Genomic DNA, 12,830 nt, shown 5'->3' with positions numbered 1-12,830 from the left:
TCTGATTTGAGCGGTTTTTTATATCATTAAATCTTAGAATTTCTTTGAACCACGGTTAAAACCAGTCGATTTACGTTGGTTACCCGTGTTAGCCGGAGCTTCTTTTTCTTCATCACGACGTTGTTGGCGTAAGTAACCGCCACGACGAGCAGCCATTGGCTTTTCGGTCATACGGTCAGTACGACGTTTTGCCATACCAAATAAACCTGTACCTTGACGTGGTTTTAACTCAACAGATTTTGCTAGATTATCGATGTCAGTTTTATCGAGTTCCATCCAGCGACCAGTACGTAATTCGCGTGGTAAAATAACTGTACCGTAACGCGTACGCAATAAGCGGCTTACTTTAAGTTCTTGTGATTCAAAAATACGACGAACCTCACGGTTACGACCTTCTTTCACCACAACTTGATACCAGCGGTTAATACCTTCACCGCCAATTTCCGAGAAGGATTCAAATTTAGCAGGACCATCTTCAAGTTCTACACCATTTACCATGTTTTGACGTATTTTAGGTGTTACTTCACCCATAACTCGAACAGCATATTCACGTTCAACTTCATTTGACGGGTGCATTAAGCGGTTAGCAAGCTCACCATCATTTGTAAACAATAATAAACCAGTACTGTTAATATCTAGACGACCTACCATTACCCAGCGGTCATTCGCGATTTGTGGCAAATGATCAAATACAGTCGGGCGTTTTTCAGGATCATTACGTGAACAGATTTCGCCTTCTGGCTTATAGTAAATCAATACACGGCGACGAATTTCGTCTTCAATTTGAAACTGAACTTTACGGCCATCAATGCGTAATTCATCGCCTGGTTCAATGCGCTCACCCACTTGGGCAACACGACCGTTTACACTCACGCGTCCTGCGGCAATAACCTCTTCCATATATCGGCGGGAACCTAATCCGATTCGCGCTAATACTTTTTGCAATTTTTCACTCATGACAGCACAACCTTAGACATAATGATCAACAGTCCACCTCTTTATGATTTCGGTGCATTTGCATCGAGAGCCATAAAGGCTTCCTTGGCGTTCTGTAGGGGAGGCAATTGGCCTAGCGATGCTAGACCAAAAGCATTCAGAAACTGAGGCGTTGTAATTAGCAACGCGGGTCTTCCGGGTAAATCTCTAAAACCGGCTTCTTTAATCCAGTTCCAGTCAAATAGTGTTCTAAGAATCTGACTATTATTAGACACACCACGAATTTGTTCAATATCAGCGCGGGTAACCGGTTGATGATAAGCAATGACAGCCAGGGTTTCTAGTAATGAAGGCGACAGTTTTGTTGGTCGCTCTGGCCAAATTTGAGCAATAATACTACGATATTTAGATCTTACCTGAAAGCGAAACCCTTGCGCTGTTTCAATCAACTCAATAGATCGGCCATGTTGTAATAGCGCGAGTTGTTGTAAAAGTTGACGAAGCTGTTGTTTATTATATTGATTATTAAATGCTTCTTTTAAACGGGCAATTGAAACGGGCGCTTCACTAGCAAAAATAATAGCTTCAAGTTGTAATAAGACTTCGTGGTGAATGTCAGCTAATGACAAATCCGTATTATTTTGTTCAAAGCTCATATTGAAGATCCTTGAATTGCTAACGGAGCTTCAATACCTGAGGCAATAATTTTAATTCGCTGTTGTCGGGTTAACTCTAAAACAGCCATAAATGTCACAACCATTCCCATGCGACCTTGCAGAGGATTGAGTAATTCTTTAAAACTTAACACGTCACCAGACTCTAATTTCTCTTCAATATATGCAATGCGTTCTTCGAGTAAGACAGGCTCTTGAGCTACAACATGCGTAATAGGTTCTGGTCGGTTAAACACACAAAACAATGCGTCATGCAATGCTGAAATATCATAGCCTTCATAAACAGGAGCAATATGACCTAAGCTCACATTTGCGCTGAATGTATCACGCTCAAGAATTGGCATTTGACCCAAACGTTCAGCCGCTTGCTTGATACGTAGATAGGTTTCAAGTCGATCAATAAGTTCTTGTTTAGGGTCTTTTTCAATACTGATGATTGTTGGCTTTGGTAAAAGTAGGCGAGACTTTAAATCTGCCAATAAAGCGGCCATCACCATATAATCAGCGGTTAGCTCAATATTTAAGGATTTCATACTATCCATATAAGTTAAATATTGAGTTGCTATAGGCGCAATATCGACGTGAATTAAATCAAAACCGTTTTTTTGAATCAGATAAATTAAAAAATCTAGTGGACCTTCAAACTGTTCGAGCAAAATCTCAAATGCAGCAGGAGGGATATAGAGATCTTCAGGAATCTTGTCATGCCACTCATCTAAAACACGGATGTGTGGAGCGTCTTCCATGGATTGATGAAGTGATTGATTCATTACGATTATAAGCCACGCGAATTTTCAAAAGCATGAGACTTGTTATTCAAGTCAAAGAGAGCTGTAAACAGAAGAACAGCAGATAGTGAAAATCATTCTAAATGAATTGTGCATTTTAATAAATTACTTAACGACTAAAGTGTAAAAAAAATCCAAAATAAATAAAGAGTATTTTTTTGAGTGATAATACTTTTTTTAAAACTATTGGTAAAAATTGTAAGTGCTTATTCAAAAGCACTTACATCGCCAATACCACGACGGATAATTTCAGGATGTTCACCCGATAAGTCGACAATACTTGTGCTTGTTAAAGTACCGAAACCACCATCAATAAATACATCGATTCGTTTATCTAGCTGATTTTCAATATCGTAAGGATCATCTAGAGGATCTTCTTGGCCCGGTAAAATTAATGTACTCGTAAGTAGGGGCTCACCAAGTTCTTGTAATAAAGCCTGACAAATTGGATTACTTGGAATACGTAAGCCAATCGTTTTCTTCTTAGGATGCATTAACCTACGAGGAACTTCACTTGTTGCAGGTAAAATGAATGTCGTTATAGCAGGGGTATTCGCTTTCAATAAACGATATGTCGCATTATCAACTTTTGCATACGTTGCAATATCTGATAAGTCACAGCACATAATGGCATATTGATGTTTAGGTCCTAAACCGCGAATCTGCGCAATACGTTCCATGGCATTTTTATTACCGATTTGGCACCCAATTGCGTAGGCTGCATCGGTAGGATAAACCACAACATCTCCGGCACGAATGCGTTCAACCGCTTGGCTAATAAGGCGTTGCTGTGGATTTTCAGGATGTACATGTAAATGCATCATATTTTAGAGACTCCATCACGCCAGTGTTAAAATAATTATTAGGCTTTTTAAACAACCTATGCAAGTAATTAACGTGGTTTTTTTGTCAATTAATCAAGGAGTTCACGTTTAAATTCATTTAATTGTAATGCTAGGCCTGAACGTGTACATTGGCAAATAAAACCAATAAATGCTGCTGCATCACGTGGCAACTTGGCTTCACCTGAAAAGTAACGTTGTACTTGAGTATAGACATTATCTTTAAAAATTTTGCCATCTCCACCATCACCTGTCAGGTTATCAAGCGAGACTCTAAATTTTCTACCAAAAGATTGTGCAAACAACCATTCAATTGCCTGAGGCTTAACTTCGACTTGTTCAAATAGACTTTGCTGTTCTTGCGTACGGCCATCGGGAGCGTACCAATATCCTAGATCCGGTAATAGACGTCTTTTTTCACCAGCAATAGACCAATGACTAATTTCATGCAAGGCGCTATTAAAGAAACCATGGGCGAATTGAATCTTGGCAGGTTCTATATTTGTTGCAGGGAAATATTCTGGTTCAAAATCTCCACGAACTAATGTCACATTATGGTGGGAAAACCAGTGATTAAAGTGTAAAATAAGCCAATCGACTTGCTCAGACTCCGATTTTGAGCTTGACCATGGTGAGAGTTGCACTATGTCAGGTACAAGAGTGTTCTGATGGGTTGAATGGGTGCAAACGAGTAATGAAGTGTTAACTTCAGGTTGCGGCTGCAACAGGTGCATTGCTTAATTTACCCCGAGTTCTGTCTAAAGAAGTGCAAAATTGTATCTTAATCTTTGACAGAGTACCGATGAATTTGTAGAATTGCCGCCTTAATTATGTCAGCAAATACCTTTCCGGCACAGATTGAGCCGTTTAAATGGGCTGAACAAGGCTTTACATGGTCAGGTCAACTGCCCTTGTCTCGCTTTGCTCGTATCGCTCGTGAAGCTGTTGGATCAATTGATAACCAATTGATCAACATAGACTGTAAGCTATCAATGGATGCATATCATCGCATTGTGTGGATGGATGGTCATATGGACACGATAGTTCCAATGGAGTGCCAACGTTGTTTGGAACCTGTTGAAATGCCTCTTGTCTTAGACTTTCATATTGCATTAGTGGATGATGAGTCACTGATAGAGCGCTTGGATGAGGATGCTGATTTCATCGTTTTAGGTGAAAGTGAGTCTTCGACGAAAGGCGATTATGATACGCCAGCCTCGATTAACTTGCTCGCATTACTAGAAGATGAACTGTTATTGTTGATGCCTTTATCTCCCAAGCATGATGCTTGTGAAAATAAACATCAACCTACCATTCAAAATGTTGTTGAAGAAAAACGGGATAACCCGTTTGATGTTTTGGCAGGTTTGAAGGGTAAACTTAACTCATAATTTGTGATATAATTGTGAGATAAGACAACTGAATTTGTTCTGATCCATTTTTTCGATCTTTGTAAGGAGCCATCATGGCCGTTCAGCAAAACCGTAAAAGTCGCTCTCGCCGTGACATGCGCCGTTCACATGACGCTTTAACCGAGAATGCATTAACAGTAGACCAAGCAACTGGTGAAACTCATCGTCGTCACCACGTGACTAAAGACGGTTTCTACCGTGGTCGTCAATTATTCGCTAAAGCAGCTGATGCTGAATAATTGTATGATATGCATTAAGCGTGATGCTTAAGTATAGAAAAAATGGGAGCGAAAGCTCCCTTTTTTTGTTGTTTTTCGCAATTATAAAAATATAAATAACATGTTAAATTTCCGCTCCAGAAATGAGTGAAAACCCAAAAAAGGATTTCTTATGTCTGCTAAACGTCTTGAACAAGTAGCTTTAGCCACAAAAACTGCGTTTGTGTTTCCAGGTCAAGGTTCACAAAAAGTCGGTATGCTTGCTGAACTAGCAGAACAGTTTAGTGGGGTTGGGCAAACCTTTGCGGAAGCTTCAGATGCACTTGGATTTGATCTGTGGCATATTGCGCAAAGTGGTGAAGGTCTCAACCAAACAGAAAATACCCAACCTGTGTTATTAACTGCCAGCATCGCTTTATGGCGTGTATGGCTTGATTTAGGTGGTCTGGCACCTAAGTACCTTGCAGGACATTCTCTAGGTGAATACAGTGCTTTGGTTGCTGCAGGATCTATGAGTTTGGCAGATGCAGTGAAACTCGTGAATTTGCGTGGCAAACTCATGCAAAGCGCTGTTCCTCAAGGGGAAGGAGCTATGGCTGCAATCCTTGGTTTGGCTGATGAAAAAGTGGTTGAACTTTGCCAAATCGTGAATGCAGAAGGTCAAGGCTCAGTAGAAGCTGCAAACTATAATTCACAAGGCCAAGTCGTAATTGCTGGAAGTGCAGCATCTGTACAACAAGTAATGGCTTTGGCAAAAGAGCAGTCTGCTAAGGCAATTGCTTTACCTGTGTCAGTTCCTTCGCATTGTTCATTGATGAAGCCTGCTGCTGAAAAATTTGCAGAAGCTTTGGAACAAACTGCCATTGAGCTGCCTACCATACCTGTAATACAAAATGTCAACGCGGGAATAGCTACCGATGTTGCTCAATTGCGTCAGGCGTTGACTGCTCAATTGTACCAATCTGTACAATGGACAGACACGATGCAGTTCTTACAAGACCAAGGTATTCACTACGTTGTTGAGTGTGGCCCTGGTACAGTATTGAGTAATCTCGCGAAGCGTTTACCAAATATAGAAAAAGCTTTTGCGATTGATAGCAAGAGTAAAATGGAAGATGCCCTAAATGCTGTTTTAGTGGCAGAAGGAAAAATTGCATGACACAAGAACGCAAAGTTGCATTAGTAACGGGCGCGAGTCGGGGCATTGGCGCTGCAATTGCCCAGCAACTTATTCAAGACGGTTATTTTGTTGTAGGTACTGCGACATCTGAATCTGGTGCACAAAAGTTAAGTGAAAGCTTTGGTGAGCAAGGTGCAGGTTTAGCTCTCGATGTGCGTAATCTCGATGAGATTGAAGCAGTCGTTTCTCATATTGAACAGAACTATGGCCCTGTACTTGTTTTGGTTAATAATGCGGGTATCACGAAAGACAATCTATTGCTACGCATGTCAGAAGATGATTGGGATGACATTCTCAACATTCACCTCAAAGCTGTATATCGTTTATCTAAACGTGTGCTTAAAGGTATGACAAAAGCGCGCTTTGGCCGCATTATTAATATTAGTTCTGTTGTTGCGCACTTTGCAAACCCAGGCCAAGCGAACTACTCTGCTGCAAAAGCAGGTATTGAAGCGTTTAGCCGTAGTCTTGCAAAAGAGATGGGTAGCCGCCAAATCACTGTGAACAGTGTGGCACCAGGTTTCATCGCAACAGAAATGACAGATGCACTTAGTGAAGACATTCGCAAAAAAATGAGTGATCAAGTGGCTTTAAATCGCTTAGGTGAGCCACAAGATATCGCAAATGCGGTGAGTTTCCTTGCAAGTGATAAAGCAGGTTACATTACCGGTACGGTATTACATGTAAATGGTGGTTTATACATGGCTTAAGGCTGATGTATAAACTTTTAAAAATTTTTATATTCAATTAAACTAGTGGCAAATCAAACGCCACAAGCAATGAGGAGAATTCCTGTGAGCGATATCGAACTACGCGTTAAACAAGCGGTTGCAGAACAACTTGGTCTTAAAGCTGAAGAGATTAAAAACGAAGCATCTTTTATGGATGACTTAGGTGCTGACTCTTTAGATTTAGTTGAGCTTGTAATGTCTTTCGAAAATGACTTCGACATCACTATCCCTGATGAAGATTCTAACGAAATCACTACAGTTCAATCTGCAATTGACTATGTAACTAAAAAACTTGGTTAATTCGCATATTGCTGAATAAAAGAAGGCCACCGTAAGGTGGCTTTTTTTATTTGTGAAAAAATTTAAGGGATACATATTTTTACAAGATCAACCTCAATTGATAGCAGAGGCATAACTTTTTTGAAGTATAACAATAAAGGTCAGTTTAATGACTTTACTATAAACAATAATATGAGGACTAAAAGATGGGTCTTTTTGATTTTGTAAAAGGTATTGGTAAGAAAAATACCGCTCCTGCAGAACCACAACCAGCTCCGGCAACACCAGCAGAACCTTCTGCACAAGAAGTTGCAAATAAATTATTAGGTTTAATTAAAAGTTTAGGCTTAGGGGTAGAGGGTTTATCTGTAACCTATAATGGTGCTACAGATACCGCAATTATTAAAGGGCAGGTAAAAAGCCAAGCAGATAAAGAGAAAATTATTCTTATTGTTGGAAACATTGATCATGTGGCACAAGTAGATGACCAAATGACTGTTGCAACTCCTGAACCAGAAAGTAAGTTCTATACAGTGAAATCTGGTGACAATCTTTCAAAAATTGCGAAAGAATTTTACGGTGATGCAAATCAGTATCCAAAAATCTTTGAAGCAAATAAACCAATGTTAAAAGATCCAGATGAGATCTTCCCTGGACAGGTTTTACGTATTCCTCAATAATTGAGGGTAATAAAAAAGGCGCTTTTGGCGCCTTTTTTTCTTTTTAAAATCTTTTTGGTATTTTTTGCCCATTTGGCACTGGAGTGTCAGCATTCTTTAAAACACCGAATAACCATGTTTCAGCATGCTGAACTGCAATTTTTAAAGAATCACCTAAAGCTAAACGACCCGCAATAAAACTAGCTAAAGAACAACCTGATCCATGATATTCGCCTTCAAGACGGGGGCAGCTACTACTCGCTGCAAGTTCACCATTAATATATAAACTATTTTTAATATGATCTGGTGTATCTTCGTGCCCACCTTTAACTAATACAGCTTTAGCACCCATTTTAAAAAGTTTTTTGGTTGCTTGGTCTAAGTCATCAGTACCTGTTAATGCACGTAATTCGACCGTGTTGGGAGTAATAATGGTGGCTAGGGGAATAAGCTCAACAAATGCTTTAACAAGAGTCGCTTGATCACCTAAAGAACCACCGCTGTTTGCCACTAAAACAGGATCAAGTACATATTGATAGTCAGGGTGTGCGCGAAGAAATTCAGCTAGAGCAGCAATATTATCTGTAGTGCCAAGCATGCCTGACTTAACGCATTTAATTGGTAAATCACCAACAACGGCATTGGCTTGAGCTAATAATAGTTCTTTTGAGGTTGCTTCGAAGCCAAATACTTGTTGTGAGTTCTGAATGGTAAGTGCTGTACATGCAATTGCTGCATGAGCACCACTTTGTCCAATCGCTTCAATATCAGCTTGTAAACCTGCACCACCTGAAGGGTCTAAACCCGAGAAACAAAGTACGGTTGGACGCACGGTTATTTCCTTTTCAATTTAAATTTACGTTAGTATAAGAGAGTTTGATTAAACTCTCGACCAATTGAATTAAATACTTTACTGGGTTAGTGATTGAATGGCTATAAAACATATTTTGATTGATTTAGATGGAACCCTAACAGACCCCAAAGTTGGTATCCATACTTCAATTCGCTATGCAATGGAAAAACTAGGCTATCCATTGGCTGCCGATTTAAATATTGACTGGACCATTGGCCCACCTTTAAAACCTTCACTAGCAAAATTGTTGGCTACTCAAGATGATGCGTTAGCTGAGCAAGCTCTACTTGCTTATCGTGAGCGTTTCTCGGTGATTGGTTTATTTGAAAATGAAGTATATCCTTCTGTTGTACAGACACTTAAAGCGTTAAAAGAGGAAGGGTATCGTTTATTTGTTGCCACTGCTAAACCAACGATTTATGCAAAACGTATCTTGGATCATTTTGAATTAAGCCAATATTTTGTACATATTTATGGCAGTGAATTGACGGGTGAGCGCACCAATAAAGCTGAACTCATTCATTATATTCTTGAGCATGAGCAACTAAGCCCAGAAGAATGCTTAATGGTAGGTGACCGTCAATATGATGTTTTAGGTGCACGTCATAATGGTATTGAGGCAGTCGCAGTAACTTATGGCTATGGAACAGCAGAGGAACTTGCTCAAGCACAGCCAAAAGCAATGATTAATCAATTCTCTGAACTTTTGGATTATGTTGAAGGACTGGAAACCCAAAAGAAAGTATCTTAAATATAAGTAAGTTTTAATTTGAAGGTTTGGCTTTGATATAAAGCCAAACCTTTTTTTATTTAAACACCGTGTTGTTGGCGGTATTGAACAAGTTCTTCAATCGTAATCACAGTTAAGTGATGAGTTTGCGCATAAGCCAAAACTTGAATGCCTGATGCCATTGTGCCATCTGGGTTAGTCAATTCACATAACACACCAGCAGGTTTTAAACCGGCTAGTCGTGCGAGATCAATTGTTCCTTCAGTATGACCACGTCGTGTAAGCACTCCACCATTACGTGCACGTAATGGAAAAACGTGGCCTGGACGATTAAGATCGCTTGGGACAGCACCATCTTTAATTGCAGTTTGAATGGTAGTAACACGGTCTTTAGCAGAAACACCTGTAGTAACACCTTGAGCAGCTTCAATGGTTACTGTGAAAGCGGTATGAAACTGGCTTGAGTTTTGAGAAACCATTGGTGGTAGTTCTAGATGATCTGCTAGCTCTTCTGTAAGGCATAAACATACGATACCCGAGCCATCACGAATCATGCGTGCCATTGTTTCTACCGTTAATGTTTCGGCTGCAACAATGAGATCAGCTTCATTTTCACGGTCAAAGTCATCCATAACCAAGACTGGTTTGCCTTTACGGATATCTTCTAATGCTTGTTGAATGCGTTGCTCAGCAGGAGAGAGGGCTGAGAAAAAAAGTTCTGGTTGAATTAAGCTAGACATAATGAAACGCTCTCGTAAAAATACGGTTGAACATTTCAGGACTGATGTAAAAACAGGCTGGCACTGAAATAAAAACGGATTTATCCCAGTTCGTCGTCTTCTTTCATCCGGACTATACCGTCGGCTTTGGAGTTTCACCAAATCTGCTCAAATTAAAAAATTTAAGCTCGTGGGCTTGTTAATCTAATCATAAAAATTAACTTTACCACCGGTGGGGAATTACACCCCGCCCTGAAGCGATGGGTTTTATTATAACGCGCTTGGCAAAATTGGCTAGATGCTTTTGTAGAATGCTAAGTCTCTTTATGAATAAGTATTTTCATAAACAGAATTAGGCTTTTTAACAAGAGCTTACTTGTTGATATGAAAATGGAATGCTATGTTTTTTATAGAAAATTATAAATAAAATAGGTGTTTCATGCAGATAAGAGACTATTATCCTCTAACAAATAGCTCATTTATTCAGCATCTCCATATTTTCAGTTATGTATTTATGGCGGTAAGTATTCTTTATTTAATTGCTGCTAATTGGTTGATGCTTCCAGATAGCATTCAACTCGCTATCCCGCCCCTTATATTACTTGTGACAGCATGGTTCAGTGTAAAAGATACCTTAACTGAAGGTGTTAGGCAGACCTTACACAGTATTTGTGGCTTGATGATAGGCTTAAGCTTGGCCGTTATCGGACAGGTTTATCAAACTGCTGCAGACAGTTATTTGCTTTTTTTAATTTGGGCATTGCTTTTACTACCGTGGCTATATCGACCGAATATTGGAATTTTTGGTCTAATTTGTATAACCAGCCAGCTCACACTTTTTTTATTTTTTAAACAGACTTTTTGGTCAGAAAAGTTTCCATATTTATATCTGTTCGCTCTAAATTTATTAAGCCTTGTCGAGTTTGGGGTGTGTATAAAGAAGTATCGCGCTTTAAGATTTGTTTTTATCGCTTGGTTTGCAGTTATTTCAATCATTGAAATGATCCAATATTTATCGAATGATAATATTCCTTATCTGATCTCGGCGTTCTTTTCAGGACTAATCGCTTTTTATTATTTCTTCAAAAAAGATGATCAGTTATGTGCCAGTTTAATGGCTGCTGTTCTCGGCGTGACTGCAACAATATGGCTTGTAGATGGGATTAATAACTTATTTAAAGATTCTAATGAGTTCATCTTTTTATTGATTGCGGGCATTATTTTTATTTGGTTTGCACTGATTAGTTATCTTTTAATAAAAATTTTTCGTCAAAGCCGCTTTTATGTCATTCCATTGGCAATTGGTGCTTGGCTTGCAGGTCTAGCACTTGCAGCTTTTACGCTGGTGTTTTGGGAGGCTATTTCTTTAGTCATTGGAATTATTTTTGTTGGATTAGCTTTTATTCTTTTAAAGAAATCACAAAGCTATTTCTTTCGGCAATTTGCTTATTGTTTATTTATTAGTGGACAGACTGCTTTCTTATTTCATCTTGGTTCAGAAACAGATCAAATTCTATGGGTTTTAATTGCACAGATTTTTATTCTATGTATCAGTTATTTCCTTAAACCGCATTGGTTCTTCATTTTAATTCAAATGCTTGCTACCTATGGCATTGCTTTTTTCTATTTGCTACAACTAGACCATTCATTGTGGTCTATACATTCTAATCAGACCTATTTAAATTTAACTTTTCTTAGTTACTTGGTTTTTAGTTTGGTGCTGTTGCCTAAGTGCAAATCAATAGCGCTATATGAGCGTAGTATTTTTTTATGTGTGCTTGTCGTAATTTTAGCAGCTTCTTTTTTTGATGCTTTTATGGGTTTAATCCCAGAGAGTCCGATAGATCAGCAGCTATGGGTTTTATATTTGCTACCTAGCATATGGTTGCTATGTTTTAGTATTTTTCATTTATATCGACAACTTCATGGAGTCACTTTTTTTGCCTTTTTAATTTTTGGCATATTGCTTATTACACTTGGCTATTTTGAAATTTTTATCCTGTTCATTATTTTAACTTGGGCATTAAAAAAGAAAGATTATATTGTTTATGGAGTTAGCTTGGCTGTATTAGTTTTAGTGTTCTGGCAGCTCTACTACAACTTACAAATAACTTTTCTATCCAAGAGTGCCTCAATTTTTATTTCTGGTGTTGTTCTCTTGGCTCTGTCATGGTTACTTCATCGTGAAAATAAAGGTGATCTTATTGAAGGAGAGAAAGAATGAAAAAGTATTTTTCGCTTATTCTTGCATTCGCCACCATATTAATCTTTGTAGGATTAGTAGTGAAAAACGAATGGCATCTGCATCATAGTAAAAGTATTTTTATTGAGCTTAGACCAGTTGATCCTCGTTCAATTTTACAAGGTGACTATATGGCACTGGCTTATGAGTTAAATTTACAATCTCTTAAAGCTCTTGCGGGAAGTGAGAGTGAGGCTCTAGATCAGGTAATTTTTAATCATTCTTCTGTTCCAGCAAAAGTTATTTTGGATTCACAAAATCGAGTAGTTCGTACAATTTTAGATAGTAACAATTCAGTTGCTGGGCAAAGTTTAATTTTAAAAAATCCTGAAAATCGTTTACAGGCTTTATATCCCGCTTCACGAAGTTTCTTGTTTGCCGAAGGTCTAGCTCAATGCTATCAGAAAGCAAAGTATGCTGAATTTAAGGTAAATACAAAAGGAGAGGCGATTCTGTTTGATTTGCGAGGAGAGGGGCTTCAAGCATTAAATTGCAAACAGCAAAAGAACTGGTGGGAAGGAACGATTTAGGATTTATAAAATTATAAAAGCCCGTCAATGCGGGCTT

Annotated in this window: 16 protein-coding genes and 1 riboswitch; of the genes, 9 read left to right on the top strand and 7 right to left on the bottom strand. The window is 38.7% G+C overall.

The features are described from left to right. Positions 1-33 precede the first annotated feature (33 nt). From rluB to K6I41_RS15240, 5 genes are all read right to left on the bottom strand, one after another. Complete coding sequence (rluB, locus tag K6I41_RS15260; RefSeq protein WP_004794225.1) at positions 34-957, bottom strand: 23S rRNA pseudouridine(2605) synthase RluB; 924 nt, start codon at positions 955-957, stop codon at positions 34-36. A 41-nt stretch (positions 958-998) separates the two neighbouring features. Next, on the bottom strand, positions 999-1,592 hold the full coding sequence (scpB, locus tag K6I41_RS15255; protein WP_004794223.1) for an SMC-Scp complex subunit ScpB: 594 nt from the start codon (positions 1,590-1,592) through the stop codon (positions 999-1,001). Then, the gene (locus K6I41_RS15250) at positions 1,589-2,380 is read right to left on the bottom strand and encodes a segregation and condensation protein A (RefSeq protein ID WP_034590956.1); all 792 of its coding nucleotides are present in this window, start codon (positions 2,378-2,380) and stop codon (positions 1,589-1,591) included. Before K6I41_RS15250 ends, scpB begins: the two co-directional genes overlap by 4 nt. A gap of 224 nt (positions 2,381-2,604) precedes the next feature. After that, complete coding sequence (locus tag K6I41_RS15245) at positions 2,605-3,222, bottom strand: L-threonylcarbamoyladenylate synthase (RefSeq protein ID WP_004794219.1); 618 nt, start codon at positions 3,220-3,222, stop codon at positions 2,605-2,607. Between the two features lie 89 nt (positions 3,223-3,311). Next, on the bottom strand, positions 3,312-3,974 hold the full coding sequence (locus K6I41_RS15240; protein WP_250374725.1) for an elongation factor P hydroxylase: 663 nt from the start codon (positions 3,972-3,974) through the stop codon (positions 3,312-3,314). A gap of 96 nt (positions 3,975-4,070) precedes the next feature. Here K6I41_RS15240 and K6I41_RS15235 point away from each other — a divergent pair, with 96 nt between their 5' ends. The 6 genes from K6I41_RS15235 (at position 4,071) to lysM (ending at position 7,740) form a co-directional block, all read left to right on the top strand. After that, the gene (locus K6I41_RS15235) at positions 4,071-4,631 is read left to right on the top strand and encodes a YceD family protein (RefSeq protein ID WP_004794216.1); all 561 of its coding nucleotides are present in this window, start codon (positions 4,071-4,073) and stop codon (positions 4,629-4,631) included. Between the two features lie 74 nt (positions 4,632-4,705). Beyond that, a complete protein-coding gene (rpmF, locus tag K6I41_RS15230; RefSeq protein WP_000290730.1) occupies positions 4,706-4,891 on the top strand; it encodes a 50S ribosomal protein L32 in 186 nt (61 codons plus the stop codon). Between the two features lie 151 nt (positions 4,892-5,042). Continuing rightward, positions 5,043-6,029, top strand: coding sequence for an ACP S-malonyltransferase (gene fabD, locus K6I41_RS15225; protein ID WP_250374724.1), 987 nt, complete (start codon positions 5,043-5,045; stop codon positions 6,027-6,029). Next, on the top strand, positions 6,026-6,760 hold the full coding sequence (fabG, locus tag K6I41_RS15220) for a 3-oxoacyl-ACP reductase FabG (protein ID WP_004794212.1): 735 nt from the start codon (positions 6,026-6,028) through the stop codon (positions 6,758-6,760). The genes fabD and fabG overlap by 4 nt, the downstream gene beginning before the upstream one ends. A gap of 84 nt (positions 6,761-6,844) precedes the next feature. Beyond that, positions 6,845-7,081 carry an acyl carrier protein gene (gene acpP, locus K6I41_RS15215; protein WP_004641570.1) on the top strand — a complete coding sequence of 79 codons (237 nt, stop codon included), beginning with the start codon at positions 6,845-6,847 and terminating at the stop codon, positions 7,079-7,081. Positions 7,082-7,266: 185 nt separating this feature from the next. Next, positions 7,267-7,740, top strand: coding sequence for a peptidoglycan-binding protein LysM (gene lysM / locus K6I41_RS15210; RefSeq protein ID WP_005303067.1), 474 nt, complete (start codon positions 7,267-7,269; stop codon positions 7,738-7,740). Between the two features lie 43 nt (positions 7,741-7,783). Here lysM and K6I41_RS15205 read toward each other — a convergent pair whose 3' ends face one another. After that, on the bottom strand, positions 7,784-8,551 hold the full coding sequence (locus tag K6I41_RS15205; RefSeq protein ID WP_192836485.1) for a hydroxymethylpyrimidine/phosphomethylpyrimidine kinase: 768 nt from the start codon (positions 8,549-8,551) through the stop codon (positions 7,784-7,786). A gap of 97 nt (positions 8,552-8,648) precedes the next feature. Here K6I41_RS15205 and K6I41_RS15200 point away from each other — a divergent pair, with 97 nt between their 5' ends. Then, positions 8,649-9,323 carry an HAD-IA family hydrolase gene (locus tag K6I41_RS15200; RefSeq protein ID WP_174744240.1) on the top strand — a complete coding sequence of 225 codons (675 nt, stop codon included), beginning with the start codon at positions 8,649-8,651 and terminating at the stop codon, positions 9,321-9,323. A 59-nt stretch (positions 9,324-9,382) separates the two neighbouring features. Here the strand turns inward: K6I41_RS15200 and ribB are convergent, their stop codons facing one another. Beyond that, positions 9,383-10,042, bottom strand: coding sequence for a 3,4-dihydroxy-2-butanone-4-phosphate synthase (gene ribB, locus K6I41_RS15195; RefSeq protein ID WP_005303071.1), 660 nt, complete (start codon positions 10,040-10,042; stop codon positions 9,383-9,385). A gap of 91 nt (positions 10,043-10,133) precedes the next feature. Further along, positions 10,134-10,284, bottom strand: a riboswitch (FMN riboswitch). 176 nt (positions 10,285-10,460) lie between these two features. Between ribB and K6I41_RS15190 the strand changes: the two genes are divergently transcribed. Together K6I41_RS15190 and K6I41_RS15185 are read left to right on the top strand one after the other, a co-directional pair. Then, positions 10,461-12,245 (top strand): DUF2157 domain-containing protein, encoded by a 1,785-nt coding sequence (locus tag K6I41_RS15190; RefSeq protein WP_250374723.1) that lies wholly within the window; start codon positions 10,461-10,463, stop codon positions 12,243-12,245. Continuing rightward, complete coding sequence (locus K6I41_RS15185) at positions 12,242-12,793, top strand: GDYXXLXY domain-containing protein (protein WP_151989108.1); 552 nt, start codon at positions 12,242-12,244, stop codon at positions 12,791-12,793. The genes K6I41_RS15190 and K6I41_RS15185 overlap by 4 nt, the downstream gene beginning before the upstream one ends. The last annotated feature ends 37 nt before the right edge of the window (positions 12,794-12,830 follow it).

It is taken from the genome of Acinetobacter sp. AS23 (assembly GCF_023612055.1).
In the GTDB taxonomy this organism is placed as follows: domain Bacteria; phylum Pseudomonadota; class Gammaproteobacteria; order Pseudomonadales; family Moraxellaceae; genus Acinetobacter; species Acinetobacter oleivorans.
The sequence above is the reverse complement of the archived record's forward strand: the minus strand, read 5'-3'. Positions and strand labels throughout refer to the sequence as shown.

What these genes read in the sequence shown, in the direction of transcription:
- rluB (WP_004794225.1), bottom strand. Translation starts at nt 957, where the DNA reads ATGAGTGAAAAATTGCAAAAAGTATTAGCGCGAATCGGATTAGGTTCC.
- scpB (WP_004794223.1), bottom strand. Translation starts at nt 1,592, where the DNA reads ATGAGCTTTGAACAAAATAATACGGATTTGTCATTAGCTGACATTCAC.
- K6I41_RS15250 (WP_034590956.1), bottom strand. Translation starts at nt 2,380, where the DNA reads ATGAATCAATCACTTCATCAATCCATGGAAGACGCTCCACACATCCGT.
- K6I41_RS15245 (WP_004794219.1), bottom strand. Translation starts at nt 3,222, where the DNA reads ATGATGCATTTACATGTACATCCTGAAAATCCACAGCAACGCCTTATT.
- K6I41_RS15240 (WP_250374725.1), bottom strand. Translation starts at nt 3,974, where the DNA reads ATGCACCTGTTGCAGCCGCAACCTGAAGTTAACACTTCATTACTCGTT.
- K6I41_RS15235 (WP_004794216.1), top strand. Translation starts at nt 4,071, where the DNA reads ATGTCAGCAAATACCTTTCCGGCACAGATTGAGCCGTTTAAATGGGCT.
- rpmF (WP_000290730.1), top strand. Translation starts at nt 4,706, where the DNA reads ATGGCCGTTCAGCAAAACCGTAAAAGTCGCTCTCGCCGTGACATGCGC.
- fabD (WP_250374724.1), top strand. Translation starts at nt 5,043, where the DNA reads ATGTCTGCTAAACGTCTTGAACAAGTAGCTTTAGCCACAAAAACTGCG.
- fabG (WP_004794212.1), top strand. Translation starts at nt 6,026, where the DNA reads ATGACACAAGAACGCAAAGTTGCATTAGTAACGGGCGCGAGTCGGGGC.
- lysM (WP_005303067.1), top strand. Translation starts at nt 7,267, where the DNA reads ATGGGTCTTTTTGATTTTGTAAAAGGTATTGGTAAGAAAAATACCGCT.
- K6I41_RS15200 (WP_174744240.1), top strand. Translation starts at nt 8,649, where the DNA reads ATGGCTATAAAACATATTTTGATTGATTTAGATGGAACCCTAACAGAC.
- ribB (WP_005303071.1), bottom strand. Translation starts at nt 10,042, where the DNA reads ATGTCTAGCTTAATTCAACCAGAACTTTTTTTCTCAGCCCTCTCTCCT.
- K6I41_RS15190 (WP_250374723.1), top strand. Translation starts at nt 10,461, where the DNA reads ATGCAGATAAGAGACTATTATCCTCTAACAAATAGCTCATTTATTCAG.
- K6I41_RS15185 (WP_151989108.1), top strand. Translation starts at nt 12,242, where the DNA reads ATGAAAAAGTATTTTTCGCTTATTCTTGCATTCGCCACCATATTAATC.